We start from the raw sequence: 22493 nt of genomic DNA on the forward strand, positions 1-22493 counted from the left end.
TCTCCCGCCTTCGCGGGAGATCTCTCCTGCTTTCACGGGAGAGTCGGAACGGCTCGCGCGTTCTCTACATGACGCGGCGCAGAGTTTTCCGTACTACATGGCGTGGGTGCGGCCCGACTTGATCGAGCTCCACTGCAGCCACTGCTTCCAGTCCTCCTGCCAGTGCCCCCAGCCGTTGGTGGGCTCCAGCTTGCGCGGCGTGCCGGTGATGATGATCGGGTCGCCGATCAGGGTGTTCTTGATGAACCAGGAGGCGTTGGTCGGGCTGATGTTCACGCAGCCGTGGCTGACGTTGGAGTAGCCCTGGGAGCCGACGGACCAGGGGGCGCTGTGGACGTACTCGCCGCTGTTGGAGATGCGGACGGTGTTGTAGACGGTCATCCGGTAGTAGCCGGGCGAGCCGGGGCCGATGCCGGGCGAGATCATGATGGTGACGGGCTCGCGGGACATCGCCAGGTGGACGCCGGAGGTCGTGTGGTACTTCCAGACCCCGCCCTGTCCCGCGCTCATCGGGATGTCGCGGATCTTCTTGCCGTCGCGGCGCACGGTCAGGTAGTGGGTGTCGGTGCTGCCCTTGGTGATCTGCTCGCGGCCGATCCTGAAGTCGAGGACGTGGTCGCGCTTGCCGTACATGCCGGGGCCGCCGCGCACGCCGGCCAGGCGCGCTTCGAGGCGGACCTTGGTGTGCGCGGGCCAGTACGCCTTGGGGCGGAAGTCCACGTGCCGGTCGTCGAACCAGTGCCAGGCGCCCTCGACGGGCTTGCTGGCGCTGACGAACAGGTTGCGCTCGACGCTGACCCGGTCGGTGATGTCGCGGTCGAAGGCGATCATGATGGGCATGCCGACGCCGACGGTCAGCCCCGTGAGGTTCTTGTGCGGGGTGATCTGCTCGATCTCGAAGGTCTTGGTGGCCTTGACCGTGGTGAACGTGCTCGTGGTCCGCTTGCCGTCGGCGGTCGTGACGGCGACGGTGTAGACGGTGCCGGGCCGGGCGGTGCGGGTGCTGCGCCAGCGGGTGCCGTCGGCGCTGAGCACGCCGGCCAGCGTGGTGCCGGGACCGGTGACGCTCACGCTCTTCAGGGTGCCGCCGCCCGGGGCGGCGACGATCACGGTCTCGTCGGTGCCGATGTTCGCGGCCTGGTTGGCCGGGAGGACCGACACGGTCGTGGTGTTCGCCGGCGCCGCCACGGGGCTCGCGCCGCCGTCCGCTCCAGCCGCGTTGCTCGCAGAGCACGCGCTCGCCAGTGCCAGGGCAAGCAGCCCGGCCGATCCAGTCGTTACGCGCCCCACGACAACTCCCCCGTATGTGATCACTCCGCTCACGTCCCGTTACTACCCTGAGTGAGCGAAACGCCACGTATGGCAGGCGGTAAAAAACGCGAAAAACGGGTGCCCTCCTCCGGCCAGGAGGAGAACACCCGCTATCGGTGACTAGTGGGAGAAGTTGCCCCGGTAGTACTGGAACACGAACCCGATCATGGCCATGATCACCATGAACAGCCCGATCAGGAACATCCACAGGCCGATCGCGAACCCGGCGAAGGCGAAGGCCGCCGCCAGGCACAGGAACAGCGGCCACCAGGAGCTCGGGCTGAAGAAGCCGATCTCGCCGGCGCCGTCGCTGATCTCGCCCTGCTTGTTGTCCTCCGGCTGGTCGCCGATACGGCGGGCCGTGAACATCAGGTAGTAGCCGATCATGAAGGCGAAGCCGACCGAGATGGCCATGGCCGTGGTGCCGACCGGCTCGCCCTGCCCGGTCGCCGCCTTGGTCCAGAACCAGTAGGCGACGTCCACGGCGGCGAAGAACAGGCCACAGAGCAGGAACAGCCAACCCTGTACCTTCATCAGGCCTCAACCTCCTGCTTGGCCGAAACGTGCGGGTAGTGCAGGTCGAACGCGGGCCGCTCGGAGCGGATGCGCGGCAGCGAGGTGAAGTTGTGCCGCGGCGGCGGGCACGAGGTCGCCCACTCCAGCGAGCCGCCGTAGCCCCACGGGTCGTCCACGGTGACCTTGGGCGCGCTGCGCGCGGTCTTCCAGACGTTGTAGAAGAACGGCAGCACCGAGATGCCCAGGACGAACGCGCCCACCGACGAGATCATGTTGAGGTCGGTGAAACCGTCGGCCGGGCTGTAGTCGGCGTAGCGGCGCGGGAAGCCCAGCACGCCCAGCCAGTGCTGCACCAGGAACGTGGTGTGGAAGCCGATGAACAGCAGCCAGAACTGCAGCTTGCCGAGCCGGTCGTCGAGCATCTTGCCGGTGAACTTGGGCCACCAGAAGTAGAAGCCCGCGAACATCGCGAACACCACGGTGCCGAAGACCACGTAGTGGAAGTGGGCGACGACGAAGTAGGTGTCGGAGATGTGGAAGTCGAGCGGCGGCGAGGCCAGGATGACGCCGGTCAGGCCGCCCAGGAGGAAGGTCACCAGGAAGCCGACCGAGTACAGCATCGGCGACTCGAACGACAGGTGTCCCCGCCACATCGTGCCGATCCAGTTGAAGAACTTCACGCCCGTCGGCACCGCGATGAGGAACGTCATGAACGAGAAGAACGGCAGCAGCACCTGCCCGGTCGGGAACATGTGGTGCGCCCAGACCGTGATCGACAGACCCGCGATGGAGATGGTCGCGGCGACCAGCGAGATGTAGCCGAAGATCGGCTTGCGGCTGAAGACCGGCAGGACCTCGGTCACGATGCCGAAGAACGGCAGCGCGATGATGTACACCTCGGGGTGGCCGAAGAACCAGAACAGGTGCTGCCAGAGCAGCGCGCCGCCGGTCTCGCTGGCGAAGATGTGGGTGCCGAGCTTGCGGTCGGCCTCCAGCGCGAGCAGCGCGGCGGCCAGCACCGGGAAGGCCATCAGCACGAGCATGCTGGTGAGCAGGACGTTCCAGGTGAAGATCGGCATCCGGAACATCGTCATGCCCGGCGCGCGCATGCAGATGATCGTGGTGATGAAGTTGACCGAGCCGAGGATCGTGCCCAGGCCGGACAGGGCCAGGCCCATGATCCACAGGTCACCGCCGAGCCCCGGCGAGCTGATCGCGTTCGACAGCGGCGTGTAGGCGAACCAGCCGAAGCTGGCCGCGCCGTTCGGGGTGAAGAAGCCGGACACCGCGATGATGCTGCCGAACAGGTAGAGCCAGTAGCTCACCATGTTCAGGCGGGGGAAGGCCACGTCGGGGGCGCCGATCTGCAGCGGCATCAGCTCGTTGGCGAAGCCGGCGAACAGCGGCGTCGCGAACATCAGCAGCATGATCGTGCCGTGCATGGTGAACAGCTGGTTGAACTGCTCGTTGGAGGTGAACTGCAGGCCCGGCTGCGCGAGCTCGGCCCGCATCACCAGGGCCATCACGCCGCCGATCAGGAAGAACGCGAAGGACGTGATGAGGTACAGGTGACCGATGATCTTGTGGTCGGTCGACGAAAGCCACTTGGCGATGATCCGGCCCTTGGGAGTCGGACGCGCCGTGGTGATCGGCTCTTGGATGGCGGTCACTGAGTCCTCCGGAGCTGGTCCGCGAAGTACGTGTCGAACTCAGCCTGCGGAACGAGCTTCACCGAGAACAGCATGCGGCTGTGGTCGACGCCGCACAGCTCCGCGCACCGGCCCGCGTAGACACCGGGCTTGTTCAGCGTCTTGATCTCGAAGACGCGGCCGGGGTTGCCTTCCTTGATGCCGGGGATGACGTCCCGCTTGAACAGGAACTCCGGAACCCAGAAGGAGTGGATGACGTCCGGCGAGGACAGGTCGAACTGGACCGTCTTGCCGACCGGCAGCACGAGCTGCGGGCCCTGCTTGTAGTCACTGACCGGCTGGCCCACGACCGGGAACGGCATCGTCTTGCCGCCGACCTCGGTGGTGAAGCGCCAGCTCCACTGGAAGGCCTCGACCTTCACCTTCACGTCGGGATTGGCCGACACCTTCTCCAGCGCCTCGCTGTCGCGGGCGGTGTAGAAGAAGAACACCGACACCATGACGAGCGGCACGAGCGTGTAGAAGATCTCGATCGGCAGGTTGTAGCGAACCTGCGGCGGCAGCTCGGCCGACGACTTGCGCTTCCGGTGGAAGACGCATGCCCAGATGATCAGGCCGAGGACCACCGCGCCGGTGGCGAGAGCGGCGATCCAGGCGCCGTTCCAGAGGCTCTGGACAATGGTGCCCTGCTCGGTGACATGGTCAGGAAGCAGTCCACGGGACCAATCGGCCTCGGGCACATCATTCGCACACGCCGTAGCGGAGGCCAGCAGCAACGCCAAAGCGGCGGCGCGTGGCACTCTGCCCCGGACCAACGAACGCCGCGTCGAACGGCGAGTCGGACTCACGGATCGCCTACCCCACAGATGAAGCCCAGGAGTCACTCCTGGGCGCTCGTATTTCCAAATGCACAGCTGATTGCAGACACATTAGCGTGGAAGGGCCTCGCCCTCCCGCCCGCCCCCTCGATGGCGCGCCGGGAGTGGGACGATAAGTCGCGTGGCGTACTTCGACGCGGCCTCCACCGAGCCGCTCCACCCCCAGGCACGCGAGGCGTATCTGGCGGCGCTGGACGTCGGCTGGGCCGACCCCGCACGGCTGTACAACCAGGCCCGCCGCGCGCACATGCTGCTGGAGCAGGCCCGCACGGAGGTGGCCGAGGTGCTCGGCGCGCGTCCTGACGAGGTGTCGTTCACCTCGTCGGGCACGCAGGCCGTGCATCTCGGCGTGCTCGGCACCCTACACGGGCGGCGCCGTACCGGCCGCCGTCTGGTCACCAGCGCGGTCGAGCACTCCAGCGTCCTGCACGCGGCCGGGGTGCACGAGCGCGACGGCGGCACGGTCGAGACCGTGGGCGTCGGGCTGACCGGCCGCGTGGACCTGCCCGCCTTCACGGCGGCCGTCGCGGCGGAGGGTACGGCTCTCGCCTGCCTGCAGACCGCCAACCACGAGGTGGGCACGCTCCAGCCGGTGGCCGAGGCGGCGGCGGCCTGCCGCGAGCACGGGGTGCCGCTGCTGGTGGACGCCGCCCAGACGGCGGGGCGGCTGCCGATCCCGGAGGGCTGGTCGGTGCTGGCGGCCAGCGCACACAAGTGGGGCGGCCCGGCCGGGGTGGGCGTGCTGGCGGTGCGCAAGGGCACCAGGTTCCGCTCGTTCCTGCCTGAGGACGAGCGCGAGCGCCGCCGGGTGCCCGGCTACGAGAACGTTCCGGCGATCGTGGCCGCGGCGGCGGCGCTGCGCGCGATGAGCGCGGAGGCGGCGCGGGAGCGCTCGCGGCTGTCGGCGCTGGTGGACCGGATCAGGAACACGGTGGCGAAGGTCGTGCCCGACGTGGAGGTGATCGGGGAGCCGGTCGAGCGGGCCCCGCACATCGTCACCTTCTCCTGTCTTTACGTGGACGGCGAGGTGTTGCTGACCGAGCTCGACAAGGCGGGATTCGCGGTATCGTCCGGGAGCTCGTGCACCGCTAGTACGCTTCGACCATCGCATGTTTTGGAGGCGATGGGCGTGCTCACGCACGGGAACGTCAGGGTCTCGCTGCCCCGTGGCGCTTCCTCGGCAGAGGTGGACAGGTTCCTGGAGATCCTTCCCGAAACGGTGCGCAGGATCCGCCAGGACGCAGGAGTGGCATGACAGAGGTGACTCAGCCCGCGCTGACGATCGACGCGCTCGGGAAAAAGTGCCCGATCCCGATCATCATGCTCGCCGAGCAGATCAACTACGTCCCGATCAACGCGGTGGTGGCGGTGCTGGCCGACGATCCGGCCGCCTACACCGACGTGCCGGCGTGGTGCCGGTTGAAGTCGCATCCGCACGTGGGCACGTACGAGCTGCCCGGCGGCGGCTGGGCCATCCACGTGCGCCGCAATTACTGACCTGCGATTTTGGGTAGAACCGTGCGGGAATGTCATCTCTTTTCGGGGGGAATCCGATGACCGCTGGACACCCGCACGAGACCGCCCGCGACCTGATGAGCGCGGGCGTGGAGTGCATCGCCGCTCACGAGACCCTGGACAGGGCCGCTCAGATGATGCGTGACCGGGGTGTCGGCGCGCTGCCGATCTGCGGCTCCGACGACCGGCTCAAAGGCATCATCACCGACCGCGACATCATCACCAAGTGCATCGCCGAGGGCCACGACCCGTCCAGGGTGACCGCCGGCGACCTGGCCACGGGGCTGGTGTGGGTCCCCGCCGACGCCACCGTCGAGGAGGCGCTGGCCCGGATGGAGGAGAACCAGATCCGCCGGCTGCCGGTGATCGAGAACCACCGCATCATCGGGATGATCAGCGAGGCGGACCTGGCCAAGCACCTGCCGGACGACCAGCTCGCCGGGTTCGTGCACCGCGTCTACGCGGGCGCCTGACGCGGCGGAGGACAAAGAGCGGGCGCGGCCGGGCCGCGCCCGTCTTCAGGTCAGGCGTAGTGGCACTTGAGGTGGCCGGTGACCTCGGCGGCCGCCTCGGCGCCGTAGGCGGCGGTGAAGCGCTCGACGAAGGTCTTCTGGCCCAGCTCGTACTCCTGGCCGCCGACGCGCTCCAGGACGTGCGTGGCGGTGAGGTTGCCCACCTGGCCACAGCGCTCCAGCGACAGGCCCCACGCCAGCCCCGACAGGAAGCCCGCGCGGAAGGCGTCGCCGACGCCGGTCGGGTCGGCCTTGCCCAGCTCGGGCGCGGGCGCGACCTGGATGGACGGCTCGCCCTTGCGCGCGATGACGGCGCCCTTCGGGCCGAGCGTGGTGACGCGCACGCCCACGCGCTCCAGGATCTCCTCGTCGGACCAGCCGGTCTTCTGCTCGATGAGGCCCTTCTCGTAGTCGTTGGAGAAGAGGTACGCGGCGCCGTCCACGAGCTGACGGATCTGCTCGTCGGCCATGCGGGCGAGCTGCTGGGAGATGTCGGCGGCGAACGGGATGCCGCGCTGGCGGCACTCGTCGGTGTGCCTGAGCATGGCGTCGGGGTCGTTGGGGCTGATCAGCACCAGGTCGAGCCCGCCCACGCGGGCCGCGGTCGGCTGCAGCTCGATGTTCCTCGCCTCGGCCATGGCGCCGGTGTAGAAGGAGGCGATCTGGTTGTGGTGCTCGTCGGTCGTGCACAGGAACCTGGCGGTGTGGTGAGTCTCCGACACGTGCACCGAGTCGCAGTCGACGCCGTGGCGCTCCAGCCAGGAGCGGTAGTCGGCGAAGTCCGGGCCGACGGCGCCCACGAGCAAGGGGGTCAGGCCCAGGCAGCCCATGCCGAACGCGATGTTCGCCGCACAGCCTCCCCGCCGGATCTGCAGGTCGTCGACCAGGAACGAGAGTGACACCCGATCCAGTTGCTCGGCGATGAGCTGGTCGCCGAAGCTTCCTGGGAACGTCATCAGATGGTCTGTCGCGATGGAGCCGGTGACGGCGATGCGCACGGGATTCTTCTTCCTCGTTGTCTGCAGGCCAAGTAGAGCCTCACGAGGATATGCGAAGGCCACGCCCACACCAAGGTGAACGCGGCCTCCCACCAGCCGGCCACCAGACCGGCTGGACGACGACCACAACCCCGGCGCCCGCCATGCGGTCCGGGGGCGGATCGGTTATGCCTTCTTAGTTGAAATCGGTTATGCCTTCTTAGTTGAAGGAGTCACCACAGGCGCACGAGCCGGTGGCGTTGGGGTTGTCGATCGTGAAGCCCTGCTTCTCGATGGTGTCGACGAAGTCGATGGTGGCGCCCAGCAGGTACGGCGCGCTCATCCGGTCCGTCACCACGCCGACGCCGCCGAAGTCGGTCACCACGTCGCCGTCCATCGAGCGGTCGTCGAAGAAGAGCTGGTAGCGCAGGCCGGAACAGCCACCGGGCTGGACGGCCACCCGCAGCTGCAGGCCTTCCTCACCCTGCTGCTCCAGCAGGCTCTTGACCTTGGCGGCGGCCGCGTCGGTCAGGATCAGGCCCTGCGTCGTGGTCTCGCTGCTCTCAACCGTCATGTGCGAACTCCCGCGGTCTGTTTCTGACTTCCTACTAAGACGTTAGCAACACCGGCCGACCTCTTCACATTCCCGTCCTCGCTGCGGCCGGCCGTACCACCGCAAAAGGGGTGGGGTACGGCAAAGCACCGGGAAACCGTATGCCATCATGAGTATCGTCACTTCGACGATAAGGGGTTCGGCCATGACCACCACCCAGCTGTTCATCCTTGGCAGGGGCGCCGACACGGGCAGTGAGCGCGGCGTCGACTGTCCCGGCGAGCTTCCCCCCGCCTCCGACCCCGACCTGGTCGAGCGGGCGCGCAGAGCCAAGCTGGCGCTGGGCGAGCGCGTGTTCGTGCTCGGCCACCACTACCAGCGCGACGAGGTCATCCAGTTCGCCGACGTGACCGGTGACTCCTTCAAGCTGGCCCAGCAGGCGGCCGCCCGGCCGGAGGCGGAGTTCATCGTCTTCTGCGGCGTGCACTTCATGGCCGAGTCGGCCGACATCCTGACCGGGCCCGGCCAGCGCGTGGTGCTGCCCGACCTGGCGGCCGGGTGCTCGATGGCCGACATGGCGACCTTCGACCAGGTGGAGGAGTGCTGGGAGGCGCTGGAGGACGCGGGGCTGGCCGGCGACGTCGTGCCCGTCACGTACATGAACTCCAGCGCCGACATCAAGGCCTTCTGCGGACGGCACGGCGGCGTCGTGTGCACCTCCTCCAACGCCAGGCGGGCGCTGGAGTGGGCGTTCGAGCAGGGCAAGCGGGTGCTGTTCCTGCCCGACCAGCACCTCGGGCGCAACACCGCGGTGCTGGAGATGGGCATGTCCCTGGACGACTGCGTGGTCTGGAACCCGCACCGGCCCAACGACATGGGCAAGGTCGCCGAGGCGAAGATGATCCTGTGGAAGGGCCACTGCTCGGTGCACGGGCGCTTCACCGCCGAGTCCGTGGACGACGTGCGCGAGCGCGTCCCCGGCGTCAACGTGCTGGTCCACCCGGAGTGCCGCCACGAGGTGGTGCTGAAGGCCGACCACGTCGGCTCGACCGAGCACATCATCAAGACCCTCCAGGCCGCCCCCGCCGGGTCGAGCTGGGCCGTCGGCACCGAGTTGAACCTGGTCAAGCGGCTGGCCCAGATGTTCCCCGACAAGAACGTCTCGTTCCTGGACAAGACGGTCTGCTACTGCTCGACCATGAACCGGATCGACCTGCCCCACCTGGTGTGGGCGCTGGAGTCGCTCGCGCTCGGCGAGACGGTCAACCAGATCACGGTCGACGCCGAGACCTCCCACTGGGCCAAGGTCGCCCTCGACCGGATGCTGGCGCTGCCGTAACGGGTCAGCCGCCGAAGGCGTAGACCACCCGGACCGAGACCGTGACGGACTGCTCGCCCGGGTTGATCGAGGACTGGTCGGCCACCGCCGCCGCGGCCATCATCATCGGCACCGGCGGCGCGTCGGCCTCCTCGCTGACCGACACCACCTGGCCGAGCGGGCGCCCGGCCAGGCCCGCGTACTGCTCCGCCTTGGCCCTGGCGTCCTTGAAGGCCCGCTCGCGCGCGTCCTTCAGCGCCGCGACCGGGTCGGAGATCTCGAAGCTCACGCCGTTGAGCCTCGCCTCCTCGCCGACCCCGGCCACGAGGTCGATGATCCGGTCGGCCTGCGACAGGTCGCGCACCAGCGCCTCGACGCCCTGCGCGGCGCGGTAGGCGGAGACCTTCGGGTAGTTCTCGTACTCGGGCCCCAGCGACAGCTCGCTGGTGCGCAGGTCCTTGGGCTGCAGGCCCGCCTCGGCCAGCGTCCTGACCAGCCGGACGGCCGCGGCCCGGACGGCGGCGAAGGCCTCACCCGCGCTCGCCTTGCGCACCTCGACGCCGGCGTTGAGCCGCATGGCGTCGGGAGCGGCCGAGACCGCGCCCTGACCGAGCACGGTGATCTGCTGGCTGTCCACGTGTACCCCCTGAGGAGTCCGGATGATCCTTCGCTCCTAGTGTGCCCCTCTGGTGTAGAGGAAGCCCATGTTGTCGAAGTCCTTCTTCTTCGGGGCGGTGGCCAGGACCCTCCGTGTCTCGCCCTGCATGTCCACGACCACGGCCTGGTAGCCGCCGCCCTGCGCGAGCCAGACCGCCACGTGGTCCTCGTCCCACCAGCCGATCAGCCGGTTGGTGCGCACCGGGATGGGCGGCCGGCCGCCGCCCGTGCCCGAGACGGGCTTGGCGCACAGGCTGCTGCCCGCCTCGTCGCAGTAGGCGAGGTAGTGGGTCCCGGACGGGGACAGCACGTCGCTCTCGACCCACAGCGGGTGGCCGCCGTCGGGCAGGGCGCCTCCGGGCGCGGGCCGGCCGTCGAGGTCGAAGAAGCGCATGGCGCCATCGGCCCAGGCGCCGACGTACTGGCCGTCGTCGTCCCAGAAGTAGTCGTAGGTGCTGGTGTCGACGCCCTTGACCGGGATGATGCGGGGTTTGCCGGTGGCGACGTCGAGGATGGCGAAGCCGTACGGGACGCTGTCGTCGTCGGTGGCCTTGTACAGGGTGAACAGGCCGAGCCTGCCGTCCGGCGACCAGCGCGGCGCGCTCGGGTAGACGGGGGCGGCGGTCATCTTGACCGTGCGCCTGGTGCCGGTGACGTGCTCGACGATGGAGACCTGGGAGTAGCCGTCGCCGCTGTAGTCGGCGTCGGTGGCCAGGGCGCGGGTGCCGGTGGTGTTGAGCGCGTACTCGAAGTAGGCGCGGTTGAGCACGAAACGGTCGGTGCGCGCCTTCCTGACGTAGACGCGCTTGCCGCTGTCGGCGCTGTAGGAGACGAGCTTGATCGGATCGTCCTCGTGCTCCTCGACCGTCACCACCGTGCCGGGCAGCGTGAAGCGCTTGGTGGCCGCGGGGGGCGGGGTGGGGGCCCTGGTGGTGGGGGCGGTGGTGGCGGGACGCGAGGTCCTGGGGGTGGCCGAGGTCGTCACCGGGCCGCCCGCCAGCTTGGTGGCCGTGACCACGCCGACGACCGCCAGCACCACGACCGCGACGGCCGCCGCCGCGATCACCCAGCCGGTGCGCATGCCGCGCGGCACGGTGGGTGGTGGCTGGTGCAGGGGCCGCGAGTGCTGCGGCGGCGGCAGATGAGCAGCCGGCACGGCAGGCGGCCCACCCCAGTTCCCCGGCGGCACCCCCTGCCCAGGCTGGGACCCGTGACCCGGCTGACCCCCATGGCCCGGCTGAGACCCGTGACCTGAGCCCATTCGCTGGCCGGGCGGCGTCGGGTGGCTTCCCTGTCCCGGGGGCGTTCCCGTGTGCTGGGGCGTTCCCGTGTGCTGGGGCATTCCTGTGTGCTGGGGCATTCCTGTGTGCTGGGGCATTCCTGTGTGCTGGGGCATTCCTGTGTGTTGCGGCGTTCCTGGGTGGCCAGGGGGTGGTGCGGTGGGGCCCGGGTAGGGGCGGGAGTCCGGGGGTGCGAAGGGGGCGCCGGCGGGCCCCGCCGCCACGGCCGTGCCCTCGACCAGCAGCCCGGGTGACGGCTGGGCCGGCCCCTGGGCCTCGCCCTGGCCGTACGGCCCGCCGGGCGCGTGCCCCAGCAGCCGCATCAGCGCGTCCCCCGCGCTCGGCCGCCGCCCCGGGTCCTTGGCCAGGCAGTCCTGGACCAGCGCGCGCAGTTGCGGATCGGTGATGCCGCTGATGTCGGGCGTCGTGTGAAGGATGCGGTTGACCATGGCGGGCAGGCTGTCGGCGCCGAAGGGGGTGTGGCCGGTGGCGGCGTACAGCATCGTGCTGGCCCACGCGTGCATGTCCGCCCGAGGGCCGGGCACCGCGTCGGTGAGCTGCTCGGGCGCCATGAACGCGGGGGTGCCGATGGCGGTGGCGGTGAGCGTGGAGGTGAGGTCGAGCGCCTTGGCGATGCCGAAGTCGATCACTCTCGGCCCGTCGGGCGCCAGCACCACGTTGGACGGCTTGAAGTCGCGGTGCACGATCCCGGCCTGATGGATGGCGACGAGCGCGGTGACGGTGCCGATCGCCAGGCGATGCAGCGCGGGCCCGGAACGCGGCCCCTCCCGCTGGACGACCTCGTGCAGCGTCGGCCCGTCGATGTACTCGCTCACGATGTACGGCCGGCCGTTCAGCAGCCCCGTCTCGATCACCTGGGCGGTGCAGAAGGGCGCGACCCGGCGTGCCATGGCGACCTCGCGGACGAAGCGCTGGGAGGCGTCCTCGTCCCCGGCCAGGTCGGCGCGGAGCAGCTTGACCGCGACCCTGCCTCCGTCGGAGGTCTCGCCGAGGTAGACGGTGCCCTGGCCGCCCTCGCCCAGACGGCCGGTCAGGGTGTAGACCCCGACCCTGCCGGGGTCCCCCGCCCGCAGGGCAACGAGCTCCGGCATCCCCACCCCCACATTTGGCGACTTTTCCGGCCATTGTGGTGGGTGTCCGGTGATCCCGTCATCTCTTTGAACGACGTACCAGCGGGAAAGGCAGCGTCTGGCGGATGGGCGCGCCGGTCAGGAACATGACGAGCCGGTCCACGCCGAGGCCGAGCCCGCCGGTCGGCGGCATCGCGTACTCCAGCGCGGCCAGGAAGTCCTCGTCCAGCTCCATCGCCTCGGGATCGCCTCCGGCGGCCAGCGACGACTGCTCGGTCAGGCGCCGCCGCTGCTCGACCGGGTCGGTCAGCTCGGAGTACGCGGTGCCCAGCTCGGCCCCGAACGCCACCAGGTCCCAGCGCTCGGCCAGCCGGGGGTCGTCGCGGTGCGGCCGGGTGAGCGGCGAGACGTCGGCGGGGAAGTCGACGTAGAAGGCGGGCGCGGTGGTGCGCGCCTCGACCAGCCGCTCGTACAGCTCCAGGACCAGCTCCCCGCGCCGCCACTTCGGGCTGTAGGCCACGCCGAGCCGGTCGCAGAGCTTCCTCAGCTCGGGCGCACCGGTGGCGGCGTTCACCTCCTCGCCCGCCGCCGCGGAGATCGCCTGGTTGACCGGGACCACCGGCCACTCGCCCGAGATGTCCACTCCCTGCACGGTCAGCCCGCCGAGCGCCGCCTGGGCCGCCTCCTGGATGAGCGCGCGGGTGAGCTCCAGCATGTCGCGGTAGTCGGCGTAGGCCTGGTAGGCCTCCAGCATGCTGAACTCGGGGTTGTGCTTGTAGGACACGCCCTCGTTCCTGAACGTCCTGCCCAGCTCGAACACCCGCTCCACCCCGCCCACGCACAGCCGCTTGAGGTAGAGCTCGGGCGCGATCCGCAGGTACAGATCCAGGTCGTAGGCGTTGATGTGGGTGCGGAACGGGCGCGCGCTGGCTCCGCCGTGCACCGGTTGCAGGATCGGGGTCTCGACCTCCAGGAAGCCCCGCCGTACCAGGCCGTCGCGCAGCGCGTGGACGGCGGCGGCGCGTACCCGCAGCATGTCGCGGGCGGCGGGCGAGGTGATCAGGTCGAGGTGGCGGCGGCGCACGCGCGCCTCCGGGTCGGTGAGGCCGCGGTGCTTGTCGGGCAGGGGGTGCAGGCACTTGCCGGTCAGCGTCCAGTCCTCGGCCAGCACGGAGACCTCGCCGGCGGCCGAGCGCCCGACCCGCCCGCGCACCCCGACGTGGTCGCCGAGATCCACCACCCGCCGCCAGCGCGCCAGCAGCTCCGGGTCGGTCAGCATGAGCTGCCGCTCCCCCGCCCAGTCGCGCAGCGTCGCGAACAGGATGCCGCCGTGGTCGCGCACCAGCATCACCCGCCCGGCCACCGCCACCTCCTCGCCGACCCGCCCCGCCTGCGCCGTCGTGTGCGTGCGCGCGAAGTTCACCGGGTACGGCTCCGCCACCAGCCCCAGCTTCCCCGCCCTGACGCCCTCCTGCCCACCGCCCCCGGCCACCCCGGAAGACATCGACCCGCCGCCCTCAGCCGGCCCCATGGCCCCGGCCGCCCCGGTGGACCCTGCCGGCCCAGCGGTCGCCACGCCCTCCAGCGCCGCCCCCTCCAGCGCGTCCCTCTCCGCCGCGGCCCCCTCCAGCGCGGCCCCCTCCGGCGCCGTCCCCACAGCCCGCGTCTCGGGGGCCGTCGGCAGCGCGGGTGACAGTTCCGGTGGCAGTGCGCCGCGCTCGCCGCGCCGCAGCAGCGTGGGCAGGCTCGGACCGGCCAGGAACCCCTCCGCCACCGCCGAGGCCAGCCCGACCTTGGGCAGGTCGCGGTTGTCGGCGTAGGCGAGGAAGCGCGGCACCCACTCGGGCCGGTACTTCACGTTCGACCGGTAGAGCGACTCGAGCTGCCACCAGCGCGAGAAGAACAGCAGCAACCGCCGCCACGCCCGCAGCACCGGCCCCGCCCCGATCCTGGCGCCCTCCTCGAACGCGGCCCGGAAGACGGCGAAGTTCAGCGAGACCCGCTCCACACCCAGCTCGGCGGCCCGTTCGACGAGGCCGGTGACCATGAACTCCATGAGCCCGTTGTCGGCCTCGCGGTCGCGCCGCATGAGGTCGAGCGACAGCCCGCGCTCCCCCCACGGCACGAACGACAGGATCGCCGCCTCGTCACCGCCCGCGGTGAGCGCCTCGACGAGCACGCAGCGCCCGTCGGCCGGGTCGCCGAGCCGGCCGAGCGCCATGGAGAAGCCGCGCTCGGTCTCGGTGTCGCGCCAGGCGTCGGCCCTGGCGATGACGCTGCGCATCTCCTCGGGTGACAGCTCGGCGTGCCTGCGCACCCGCAGCGTGTATCCGGCCCGCCTGACCCGGTTGACGGCCTGCCGTACGCCGCGCATCTCGCGTCCGTCGAGCGTGAAGGCGGACACGTGCAGGACCGCCTCGTCGCCGAGCTGCAGGACCTTGAGCCCGGCGCGGGCGTAGGCGCGGGCGCCCTCCTCGCCGGCGCCGATGGCGGCGGGCGTCCAGCCGTACTCCTCGGCCTGACGCCGCCAGCGGGCGATGGCCGGGTCCCACGCCTCGGGGTCGCCGATCGGGTCGCCGCCCGCGAGGCTGACCCCGGCGACCACCCGGTAGGAGACCGCGCTCTTGCCGCTCGGTGAGAAGATCGCGGCTCGGTCGCGGCGGGTGGCGAAGTAGCCGAGCGAGTCGCGTTCGCCGTGCGCGGCGAGCAGTTCGCGCAGTCCGGCCTCGTCGGCGGGCAGCAGTTCGGCGATGGCCCGCTGGGAGCGGAACAACACCGCGAAGGCCAGCAGCAGCGCGAGCGCGCTCAGCAGCCCGATCGTGAACGCCACCCACGCCGGCCCGGCCCCCTCGCGGTCGAAGTCGAGCGTGACCGCGCCGCCGAGGGCCTTCTCGATCACCCACGGCAGCCGGTCCTGCCGCCTGAGCGTGCCGTGGAAGGCGCTGATCAGCGCGTACCCGACGCCGACCGAGACCAGCAGCCCCGCCACCAGCACGAGCACGGCCTTGCGGAAGGCGGCCCGCTGCGTCTTGGCGAAGAACTCCTTGCGCGCGGCCACCAGCAGCACGAGCAGGACGAGCGTCACGACGAGGTTGACCTCGACCCGCCAGGCCGGATAGTCGTCGCCCGCCTCGGGCTCCAGCCAGACGATCAGCCCGTAGAGGGCCAGCAGGACCAGCGTGACGACCAGGAAGACCAGCATGAGCCGGTACGCCGCCCGCTTGCGCCGCGCGACCGCCCCGGCCAGCAGGGCGAGGAAGACGGCGTAGGCGAGGTTGGGTTCGGCGGGGAAGACGAGGTCGTTGAAGGTGTCGGTGACCGGGCGCAGGAGCGCGCGCAGCGGGCGGACTAGCGCGATCAGGGCGCAGTAGACGGCCAGGACGGCGAGGGTCCCCGCCAGGACCCTCGGCACCCACCTCCAGCGCGTGGTCATTGGCCGGATATACCCGGCTACTTTCCGTTAAATGACCTGGTGATGGCCTCGGGAGCGTCAAGCTGGACCTGGTGTCCCACGCGCGGCAGCCGGAGCAGCTCGGCGCCGAGCGCGTCCGCCAGCCGCTCCTGGCACCCGTCGGTACGCCCCGCCGTGATCACCAGCGTCGGCACCCGGGGATAGGGGTGCTCGCGGCGGATCAGCTCCAGATCGGCGGCCATGTCCCGGTAGGCCAGCCACTCCCCCGCGACCGCCGCCAGCACCTTGCCCTCGCGGTAGACGCCCGCCCGGTCGGGCCCGCCGCCGGCCAGCCGGTGCGCCAGCGGCCCGAGGCAGCGGGCCAGCGCCGCGGCGGCCCAGGTGCCGCCGAAGGCCGGCAGCCAGCGGCCCAGCGCCCTGCCGGGGGCCGAGGTGCCGCGACCCGGCTTCCTGCGGCAGCTCGGGTCCACCAGGACCACCCGGGAGACGCGCAGCGGGTGCAGGCGGGCGAACGCCTCGGCGTGCCAGGCGGCCACCGAGTGGGCGATGACCGCGACCTTCTCGGGGTGGGAGGGCGCGAGGGCGGCCAGGCGGGCGGCCTCGCCGTACAGGGTGGGCGGGGTCTGGGGGGCGGGGCTGCGGCCGAGTCCGGGCCGGTCGAAGCGGATCACGCGGTGCGCGGCGGCGAGCCCGGCGGCCACGGCGTCCCAGTGGAACCAGGCGCCGCCCATGCCCGCGGCGACCAGGACGGCGGGGCCGCGGCCGTCCTCGACCACGTGCGGGCGGCGCTCGTCCCTGTCCGGCTGGGGCGCGGCCAGCAGGCGCGCGGCCACGTACATGAGCCAGAGCGCGATCACCGCCACCTGGATGCGCTGGGCGACCCCGATGAGGTGCGCGGCGGTGACGGCCACCAGGGTGAGCAGCGAGGCGAGCGCGTACGCGCCGGCCAGGACGACGGCGGCGCGCGTACGCCAGCTCCTGGCCAGCTCCACCATCGAGGCGAGGGCGGCCACGGCGGCGAGCGTGCTGGTCACCGTGTGGAGGTGGTGGGAGAGCGAGAGCGGCCCGCGCTCGCACGCCGGGTCGCTGACCACCGCGCAGTCGAGCGGGAACGCGCCGTCGGCGATCGTGAACGCCCCGAACAGCGCCGTCGCCAGCCAGCCGCCCCACTCGGCGGGCGCCCTGGGCGCCAGCGCGACGCCGATCACGACGGCCAGCCCCGCCAGGATGTCGGCCACCCGGAACAGCGGCGACCACGGCTGGTCGCGGGCGGCCAGCTCGCTGAGGTAACCCTCGGCCGCGCTCACCGCCGGGTTGGCGAGCTGGCCCGGGACCCACGCGCTGTAGACCACGCCCGCGACGAAGAAGGCGCAGGCCGAGACCATGATCAGACGACGCTCCACGTCGCCATTAGATCACTCTGCGTGACAATTCCGGCGCTCCGGGGCACCGTGTCAGAGACCGGGCGCGCCCCAGACCGGGAACCAGCGCGACAGATCCTCCTCGATCGGCAGCTCTCCGGCCAGCGCGCCTCTGGCCTGGAGTTCGAGGGCGTTGTCGCGGCGCTCGCCGGGCTGCGGGGCGAACGGGTAGAAGGTTCCGCGCTTGTAGAGGTAGACCACGGCCATGCGGCGGCCCGCCGGGCCGGCGAAGGACACCAGCGAGCACAGCAGTGACGGGCCGAACCCGGCGCCCTCCAGCGAGGAGTTCACCGCGTGGAGTTCGGTGACCAGGTCGCTGAGGTCGGACGGGGCCCGCCGTACCAGGAGCCAGGTGTAGCCGTAGGCGTCGGTCGAGCGCTCCACGCGCTCGCCGAGCAGCGCGCGCACGTCGGACTCCAGCGTCGCGAACGCGCCCCCCTCGGCCGCGCGGAAGCTCACCGACCCGAGCCCGGTCGGCGCGAGGCCCGTCGCGGCCTGCAGCGTGACCGCAGCCGACGGCAGCGCGAACAGCGCGTCGAGGTTGGGTTTGACCGCCTTGGTACGGCCCAGCAGCGAGTCGAGCCACTTCATCGGCCCAGCTCCGCCGAGATCCTGGCCAGGTTGTCCAGGCGCTTCTGCAGCGGCGGGTGCGTGGCGAACAGGTTCGCCAGCGACTGGCCCTTCGACAGCGCCGGAGCGAAGTAGAAGGCGTTGAACGGCTCGGCCGCCCGCAGGTCGCGGGTCGGGATCCTCGCCATCTCGCCGCTCACCTTGGTCAGGGCGCTGGCCAGCGAGCTGGGCCGCTGGGTGAGCAGGGCGCCGGCGCGGTCGGCGGCCAGTTCGCGGTAGCGCGACAGGGCTCTGGTCAGCAGGAAGCTGACCGCGTAGACGAGGACGGAGACGAGCAGGATGATCAGACCGACGGGCAGCCCGCCCCGGTCGTCACGGCTGCGGCCGAGACCGGCGTACAGGGCGAAGCGGGTCATCAGCCCGGCCACGATGCCGAGGAAGGAGGCGATCGTCATCACCGCCACGTCGCGGTGGGCGACGTGCGAGAGTTCGTGGGCCAGCACCCCTTCGAGCTCCTGCGGCTCCAGGCGGCGCAGGAGGCCGGTCGTGACGCAGATCACGGCCTTCTTCTGGTTGCGGCCGGTGGCGAAGGCGTTGGGCACGTCTGAGTCGGCGACGGCCACGCGCGGCTTCGGCATGTCGGCCATCGCGCACAGCCGGTCGATCAGGCCGTGGAGTTCGGGCGCCTCCTGCGGCGACACTTCCCGCCCGCCCATCGCGAACAACGCGATCCGGTCGGACAGGAAGTACTGCGCGAACAGCATGACACCGGCGATGAGCAGCACGGTCAGCGCCCTCACGCCCAGGGCGATGAGGACGCCGACGAAGGCGACGTAGAGCAACCCGAGCAGGAACATCGTCACGACCATGCGGCGGGTCAGGCCGCCGTCGGACGCGAACCGCGTACGCACGGGTTAACCAGGGATCAGGCCCTGGTCGCCCAGCATCTCCCGGACTTCCTCGATCGAGGCGTCCGCGGGGGGAAGGATCAGCTCAGACGGCTCAAGGCTGTCGTCGGAAAGGGCCTTGCCCACGTGGCGCACCTTGTCGAGCAGGGCGTGCAGCCGTACCCGGAAGGTCTCCTCGTCGTCGGCCTCGATGGCGGACTCGAGCTCGGCGTCGAGCTGGTTCAGCACGGCGATGTCGTCGGCGGAGATCTCCACCTGACCCTCGCCCATGATCCTTACGATCATGCTCCGTCCCCCTGCCTGGGAAGCTGCTGGGTCTGGGGCTGCTGCTGCGGCTGGGCCTGCGGCTGAGGCTGCTGAGCCTGCTGCGGCTGCCCCTGCTCGATCGAGCCCTGCGGCGCCGGCCCCTGACCGAGCTCGGCCTTCATGCGGGCCAGCTCGAGCTCGACGTCCATGCCGCCGCCCATGCGGTCGAGCTCGGCCTGGATGTCGTCGCCGCGGGTGCCGCTGAAGTCGTCGAGCGCGCCGCTGGCCAGCAGTTCGTCGATCGCCCCCGCCCGCGCCTGCATCTGCGCGGTCTTGTCCTCGGCACGCTGGATCGCCAGGCCGACGTCGCCCATCTCCTCGGAGATGCCGGAGAAAGCCTCGTTGATGCGCGTCTGCGCCTCGGCGGCCGTGTAGGTCGCCTTGATCGTCTCCTTCTTCGTGCGGAAGGAGTCGACCTTGGCCTGCAGACGCTGGGAGGCCGTGGTGAGCTTCTCCTCCTCGCCCTGAAGGTTGTCGTGCTGGATGCGCAGATCGGCGATCTGCGTCTGCAGGCCGGAACGACGGCTCAGCGCCTCACGCGCCAGGTCCTCACGGCCAACGGACAGCGCCTTGCGGCCCTGGTCCTCCAGCTTCCTGGATTGCTGCTCCAGGCCATTGATCTGCAGCTCGACCCGCTTGCGGGAGGTGGCGACGTCGGCCACGCCCCTGCGTACCTTCTGCAGCAGCTCAAGCTGGCGCTGGTACGAATAGTCGAGGGTCTCGCGTGGATCCTCCATTTTGTCCAGGGCCTTGTTGGCCTTGGACTTGAAGATCATCGAAAGTCTCTTCATCACGCTCATGCGCGTCGGCCGTCCCCTTCTTAGGTCGTGCTGTCGGTCACCCACTGCAGCGCAGCCGCCTTGGGATTACCCTACGCATAACGCACGAGGGCGTCACTAAGTTGCAGTCCAGGTAGGGTTGACGTCGTGTTGCGACGCCGTTCCCAGACCTCCGTGGACGACACCCCCGTCCCCGCTGACGATCCTAAGCCCCAGGGTAAGGGTCGTCCCACACCCAAGCGCCGGGATGCCGAAGGCAGAAGGCGCCAGCCGGTCTCCGCGCCGAAGGATCGCAAGGAGGCCTACCGCGCCATGCGGGCCAAGCAGGCCGCCGAGCGCGACCGCGCCAGGAAGGGCATGCTGGCCGGTGACGAGAAGTACTTCCCGGTCCGTGACCGGGGGCCCGCGCGCAAGTACGCCCGTGACTGGGTCGACTCGCGCCGCCTGCCCAGCCAGTACTTCCTGCCGTTCTCGCTGCTCATCCTGCTGCTGACCTGGATCCCCTGGCCGGCTGGCCAGCGGGAGGTCGTCCTTTACTGGGTGATGCTGACGGGCTGGCCGATCATGATGGTCGGCGTGCTGTTCACGTCGGTGTACGTCTCCTGGAAGGTCAAGAAGGAGGCGGCGGCCAAGTTCCCGAACGAGCCCATGAAGGGCGTCGGGTTCTACGCCGCGATGCGGGCGCTGCAGATCCGCAAGCTGCGCTTCCCGCCGCCGCAGTTGCTTCCCGGCGGCAGGCCCGTCCCGCCCAAGAAGTAGGAGATCTTTTCCGGTACGGCGCCGCGGTCAGTGCTCCGGCACCCACTGGAGCACCCCGTCCTTCACTCGTGGCATCCAGCCCGAGAGGCCACCACCGCGCTCCAGCGCGTCCGCGGTGGTGCGCAGCAGGAGCGTGAAGGAAGCGACCCCCGCCTCGGCGGGGCCGTCGTTCCAGCCCACCTGTCCCGACTCGGCGTCGACCACGGCCCAGCGCGCTTCGCCTCGGTACTGGAACGGGATCTTCCCTGGGGCCTGCCACCACTGTCCGTCCACGCGGCACTGGCCGCGCCAGGTGTCGCGGATTTGCCTGATCGTGAGGTCGAGTCCGCCCGCGAACACCCCGTCGTTGCGTCCGTTGTGGCGCAGCAGGGAGGCGCGCAGGTCGTCGGGGAAGTCCACGCCCATCTGCGACTCGGCCACCGCGATCGTGCGGGCCCTGCCGGGGTCGCCGAGCGTGCGGTAGGTCACGGGCGCGTTCTTCCTGAGCCAGCGCTCGATCCTGCGCCAGTCGCCGGTGACCTGCCGCCTGACCGCCGGGTCGATGGGCCGGATCGTCACGGGGCGCCTGGCGGGCGTACAGGTGGTTTGCACGCCGAGCGCCTGCGGCGTCGCCTCCACGTCCGTGGGTGACATCGCTGTTGTGGACGACGGCGTCGCGTTCATGGGGGTGGGCGTCGGGTGAATGGGAGTCGGCGTCGGCTGAATGGACGACGGCGTCGGCCACTCGCCCTCCGGCGGCTCGTCCTCGGTCGATCCGCGCGCCGGGACCAGCGCGATGACCAGGACCAGCGCGACGATGCCCAGGATGGCCGCCCAGGCGAGCAGCATGCCCGTCCTCCCGCGCGCCTCCACCACTGCGGGAGCGGGCGGGGGCACCGGGCTCGGCCTCCGGGCGCGGCGGCGCAGCCGTACCCCCAGTGCGATCAGGATCGCGGCCGTCAGCGCGACCCGCACGAGCTTCAGCACGCCGGGCACCCTATCCCGAAACCTCCGCCCGGACGGCCCCATGGTCGGGCGCCTCGCCCAGAGCACCTAAGGTCGGATGTATGGAATTCCGTCACCTCGGCCGCAGCGGTCTCCTGGTCAGCGAGATCAGCTACGGCAACTGGATCACCCACGGCTCACAGGTCGAGGAGGACGCCGCCAAGCTGTGCGTGCGGGCGGCGCTCGACGAGGGCATCACCACCTTCGACACCGCCGACGTCTACGCGGGCACGAAGGCCGAGGAGGTCCTCGGACGGGCGCTCAAGGGGGTGCGCAGGGAGTCGCTGGAGATCTTCACCAAGGTCTTCTGGCCGACCGGCCCGGGGCAGAACGACCGTGGCCTGTCCCGCAAGCACATCACCGAGTCGATCCACGGCTCGCTGCGCCGCCTGCAGACCGACTACGTGGACCTCTACCAGGCGCACCGCTTCGACTACTCGACGCCGCTGGAGGAGACGCTCAAGACCTTCGACGACCTGGTCCGCCAGGGCAAGGTCCTGTACGTGGGCGTCAGCGAGTGGACCGCCGGCCAGATCGCCCAGGCGCTGAAGATCGCCGACGAGATGGGCTTCGACCGGATCGTGTCGAACCAGCCGCAGTACTCGGCGCTGTGGCGGGTCATCGAGGCGGAGATCGTGCCGCTGAGCGAGAAGGAGGGCGTCAGCCAGATCGTCTGGTCGCCGATCGCCCAGGGCGTGCTGAGCGGCAAGTACCTGCCCGGCCAGCCGCCGCCCGCGGGCTCGCGCGCCACCTCTGAGTCGGGGGCCGGGTTCATCTCCCGCTTCCTCGAGGACGACGTGCTCACCCGCGTGCAGGAGCTCAAGCCGATCGCCGCCGACCTCGGCCTCACCATGGCGCAACTGGCCGTCGCCTGGGTCCTGCAGAACCCGAACGTGGCCAGCGCCATCGTCGGCGCCACGCGCCCCGAGCAGGTACGCGACAACGTGAAGGCCGTCGGCGTGAAGCTCGACGCCGACGTGCTGAAGCGCATCGACGACGCGCTGGGCCCGATCGTGGAGCGCGACCCGGCCAAGACGGTCAGCCCGGAGAAGCGCCCCTGACGTCATTTCCGGCGGAAAAACAAAAACCCCTTGAGT

General features: G+C 70.6%; 21 protein-coding genes. 6 read left to right on the forward strand and 15 right to left on the reverse strand.

Going from position 1 to position 22493, the window contains the following annotated elements; translation table 11 throughout:
* Positions 1–93: 93 nt before the first annotated feature.
* From ACIBEJ_RS28215 to ACIBEJ_RS28230, 4 genes are all read right to left on the reverse strand, one after another.
* Complete coding sequence (locus ACIBEJ_RS28215; protein WP_397185842.1) at positions 94–1290, reverse strand: Ig-like domain-containing protein; 1197 nt, start codon at positions 1288–1290, stop codon at positions 94–96.
* 141 nt (positions 1291–1431) lie between these two features.
* A complete protein-coding gene (locus ACIBEJ_RS28220) occupies positions 1432–1845 on the reverse strand; it encodes a cytochrome c oxidase subunit 4 (RefSeq protein WP_397185843.1) in 414 nt (137 codons plus the stop codon).
* Complete coding sequence (ctaD, locus tag ACIBEJ_RS28225; RefSeq protein WP_397185844.1) at positions 1845–3497, reverse strand: cytochrome c oxidase subunit I; 1653 nt, start codon at positions 3495–3497, stop codon at positions 1845–1847. Before ctaD ends, ACIBEJ_RS28220 begins: the two co-directional genes overlap by 1 nt.
* Positions 3494–4216 (reverse strand): cytochrome c oxidase subunit II, encoded by a 723-nt coding sequence (locus ACIBEJ_RS28230; protein WP_397185845.1) that lies wholly within the window; start codon positions 4214–4216, stop codon positions 3494–3496. Before ACIBEJ_RS28230 ends, ctaD begins: the two co-directional genes overlap by 4 nt.
* A 259-nt stretch (positions 4217–4475) precedes the next feature.
* Between ACIBEJ_RS28230 and ACIBEJ_RS28235 the strand changes: the two genes are divergently transcribed.
* From ACIBEJ_RS28235 to ACIBEJ_RS28245, 3 genes are read left to right on the forward strand one after another with little or no spacing between them, the layout of a single operon-like run.
* Positions 4476–5609, forward strand: a complete 1134-nt coding sequence (locus ACIBEJ_RS28235) for a cysteine desulfurase family protein (RefSeq protein WP_397185846.1) — start codon at positions 4476–4478, stop codon at positions 5607–5609.
* Complete coding sequence (locus ACIBEJ_RS28240) at positions 5606–5851, forward strand: sulfurtransferase TusA family protein (protein WP_397185847.1); 246 nt, start codon at positions 5606–5608, stop codon at positions 5849–5851. Before ACIBEJ_RS28235 ends, ACIBEJ_RS28240 begins: the two co-directional genes overlap by 4 nt.
* A 56-nt stretch (positions 5852–5907) precedes the next feature.
* Entirely contained in the window at positions 5908–6342 is a 435-nt protein-coding gene (locus ACIBEJ_RS28245) for a CBS domain-containing protein (protein WP_397185848.1), read from the forward strand.
* 50 nt (positions 6343–6392) lie between these two features.
* Here the strand turns inward: ACIBEJ_RS28245 and ACIBEJ_RS28250 are convergent, their stop codons facing one another.
* Together ACIBEJ_RS28250 and erpA are read right to left on the reverse strand one after the other, a co-directional pair.
* A complete protein-coding gene (locus ACIBEJ_RS28250; RefSeq protein WP_397185849.1) occupies positions 6393–7379 on the reverse strand; it encodes a carbohydrate kinase family protein in 987 nt (328 codons plus the stop codon).
* Between the two features lie 199 nt (positions 7380–7578).
* The gene (gene erpA, locus ACIBEJ_RS28255) at positions 7579–7932 is read right to left on the reverse strand and encodes an iron-sulfur cluster insertion protein ErpA (protein WP_397185850.1); all 354 of its coding nucleotides are present in this window, start codon (positions 7930–7932) and stop codon (positions 7579–7581) included.
* A gap of 184 nt (positions 7933–8116) precedes the next feature.
* Between erpA and nadA the strand changes: the two genes are divergently transcribed.
* Positions 8117–9250, forward strand: coding sequence for a quinolinate synthase NadA (gene nadA / locus ACIBEJ_RS28260; RefSeq protein ID WP_397185851.1), 1134 nt, complete (start codon positions 8117–8119; stop codon positions 9248–9250).
* Between the two features lie 4 nt (positions 9251–9254).
* Here the strand turns inward: nadA and ACIBEJ_RS28265 are convergent, their stop codons facing one another.
* From ACIBEJ_RS28265 to ACIBEJ_RS28300, 8 genes are read right to left on the reverse strand one after another with little or no spacing between them, the layout of a single operon-like run.
* A complete protein-coding gene (locus tag ACIBEJ_RS28265; protein ID WP_397185852.1) occupies positions 9255–9866 on the reverse strand; it encodes an SIMPL domain-containing protein in 612 nt (203 codons plus the stop codon).
* A gap of 36 nt (positions 9867–9902) precedes the next feature.
* Positions 9903–12278: a protein kinase gene (locus ACIBEJ_RS28270; RefSeq protein ID WP_397185853.1), complete on the reverse strand. Its 2376-nt coding sequence runs from the start codon at positions 12276–12278 to the stop codon at positions 9903–9905.
* Between the two features lie 58 nt (positions 12279–12336).
* A complete protein-coding gene (gene lysX, locus ACIBEJ_RS28275) occupies positions 12337–15690 on the reverse strand; it encodes a bifunctional lysylphosphatidylglycerol synthetase/lysine--tRNA ligase LysX (RefSeq protein WP_397185854.1) in 3354 nt (1117 codons plus the stop codon).
* A gap of 17 nt (positions 15691–15707) precedes the next feature.
* A complete protein-coding gene (locus tag ACIBEJ_RS28280; protein WP_397185855.1) occupies positions 15708–17072 on the reverse strand; it encodes an alpha/beta fold hydrolase in 1365 nt (454 codons plus the stop codon).
* Between the two features lie 51 nt (positions 17073–17123).
* The gene (locus ACIBEJ_RS28285) at positions 17124–17681 is read right to left on the reverse strand and encodes a hypothetical protein (RefSeq protein ID WP_397185856.1); all 558 of its coding nucleotides are present in this window, start codon (positions 17679–17681) and stop codon (positions 17124–17126) included.
* Positions 17678–18571 carry a zinc metalloprotease HtpX gene (gene htpX / locus ACIBEJ_RS28290; protein ID WP_397185857.1) on the reverse strand — a complete coding sequence of 298 codons (894 nt, stop codon included), beginning with the start codon at positions 18569–18571 and terminating at the stop codon, positions 17678–17680. The genes ACIBEJ_RS28285 and htpX overlap by 4 nt, the downstream gene beginning before the upstream one ends.
* 3 nt (positions 18572–18574) lie before the next feature.
* Positions 18575–18853: a hypothetical protein gene (locus ACIBEJ_RS28295; RefSeq protein ID WP_397185858.1), complete on the reverse strand. Its 279-nt coding sequence runs from the start codon at positions 18851–18853 to the stop codon at positions 18575–18577.
* On the reverse strand, positions 18850–19674 hold the full coding sequence (locus ACIBEJ_RS28300) for a PspA/IM30 family protein (RefSeq protein ID WP_397105181.1): 825 nt from the start codon (positions 19672–19674) through the stop codon (positions 18850–18852). The genes ACIBEJ_RS28295 and ACIBEJ_RS28300 overlap by 4 nt, the downstream gene beginning before the upstream one ends.
* Before the next feature lie 153 nt (positions 19675–19827).
* Here ACIBEJ_RS28300 and ACIBEJ_RS28305 point away from each other — a divergent pair, with 153 nt between their 5' ends.
* Entirely contained in the window at positions 19828–20412 is a 585-nt protein-coding gene (locus ACIBEJ_RS28305) for a DUF3043 domain-containing protein (RefSeq protein ID WP_397186103.1), read from the forward strand.
* A gap of 27 nt (positions 20413–20439) precedes the next feature.
* On the opposite strand, the gene ACIBEJ_RS28310 is transcribed toward ACIBEJ_RS28305, so the two are convergent.
* Positions 20440–21378: an SMI1/KNR4 family protein gene (locus ACIBEJ_RS28310; RefSeq protein ID WP_397185859.1), complete on the reverse strand. Its 939-nt coding sequence runs from the start codon at positions 21376–21378 to the stop codon at positions 20440–20442.
* An 80-nt stretch (positions 21379–21458) separates the two neighbouring features.
* Here ACIBEJ_RS28310 and ACIBEJ_RS28315 point away from each other — a divergent pair, with 80 nt between their 5' ends.
* Positions 21459–22457, forward strand: coding sequence for an aldo/keto reductase family protein (locus ACIBEJ_RS28315; RefSeq protein WP_397185860.1), 999 nt, complete (start codon positions 21459–21461; stop codon positions 22455–22457).
* Positions 22458–22493 lie beyond the last annotated feature (36 nt).

The organism is Nonomuraea sp. NPDC050790 (genome assembly GCF_044456745.1).
Taxonomy (GTDB): Bacteria; Actinomycetota; Actinomycetes; order Streptosporangiales; family Streptosporangiaceae; genus Nonomuraea.